Raw genomic sequence first — 1,391 nt, 5'->3', positions numbered from 1 at the left:
AGCCGGCCTGAGAGGGCGACCGGCCACACTGGGACTGAGACACGGCCCAGACTCCTACGGGAGGCAGCAGTGGGGAATATTGCACAATGGGCGAAAGCCTGATGCAGCGACGCCGCGTGAGGGATGACGGCCTTCGGGTTGTAAACCTCTTTCAGCAGGGAAGAAGCGCAAGTGACGGTACCTGCAGAAGAAGCACCGGCTAACTACGTGCCAGCAGCCGCGGTAATACGTAGGGTGCGAGCGTTGTCCGGAATTATTGGGCGTAAAGAGCTTGTAGGCGGTTTGTCGCGTCTGCCGTGAAAATTCGAGGCTCAACCTCGAACTTGCGGTGGGTACGGGCAGACTAGAGTGTGGTAGGGGAGACTGGAATTCCTGGTGTAGCGGTGAAATGCGCAGATATCAGGAGGAACACCGATGGCGAAGGCAGGTCTCTGGGCCACTACTGACGCTGAGAAGCGAAAGCATGGGGAGCGAACAGGATTAGATACCCTGGTAGTCCATGCCGTAAACGTTGGGAACTAGGTGTGGGTCTCATTCCACGAGATCCGTGCCGCAGCTAACGCATTAAGTTCCCCGCCTGGGGAGTACGGCCGCAAGGCTAAAACTCAAAGGAATTGACGGGGGCCCGCACAAGCGGCGGAGCATGCGGATTAATTCGATGCAACGCGAAGAACCTTACNTCGTGTCGTGAGATGTTGGGTTAAGTCCCGCAACGAGCGCAACCCTCGTTCTATGTTGCCAGCACGTGATGGTGGGGACTCATAGGAGACTGCCGGGGTCAACTCGGAGGAAGGTGGGGATGACGTCAAATCATCATGCCCCTTATGTCTTGGGCTTCACGCATGCTACAATGGCCGGTACAAAGGGCTGCGATACCGCGAGGTGGAGCGAATCCCAAAAAACCGGTCTCAGTTCGGATTGGGGTCTGCAACTCGACCCCATGAAGTCGGAGTCGCTAGTAATCGCAGATCAGCAACGCTGCGGTGAATACGTTCCCGGGCCTTGTACACACCGCCCGTCAAGTCACGAAAGTCGGTAACACCCGAAGCCGGTGGCCCAACTCGCAAGAGGGGGAGCCGTCGAAGGTGGGACTGGCGATTGGGACTAAGTCGTAACAAGGTAGCCGTACCGGAAGGTGCGGCTGGATCACCTCCTTTCTAAGGAGCATCTCGTCGCCAGGCGCAAGCTTGGTGGCGCAGAGCCCGAAACTGCCGGCGAATGTTCGGCAGCGGNGTGCTCAAGGGTGGAACATCGATTATTTGGCGCTGACACCAGCTCGTGTCGCAAGTACAAGTCAGGTCCTCGGACCTGGCAGTGGAACGCGGTCGAGGGGGTGGAGGCGTCTGACACGTTGTTGGGTCCTGAAGGCTCGGGCTGCTTGCAGCTTGATC

General features: G+C 58.2%; 1 rRNA gene. It reads left to right on the top strand.

What is annotated here, in order from left to right:
- Nucleotides 1-1,157, top strand: a 16S ribosomal RNA gene (locus ASG70_RS16220); the annotation flags it as partial.
- Nucleotides 1,158-1,391 lie beyond the last annotated feature (234 nt).

Origin of the sequence: Phycicoccus sp. Soil748 (genome assembly GCF_001428025.1) — a bacterium.
Classification (GTDB): Bacteria; Actinomycetota; Actinomycetes; order Actinomycetales; family Dermatophilaceae; genus Pedococcus.
This window is presented reverse-complemented; position numbering and strand designations above follow the sequence as displayed.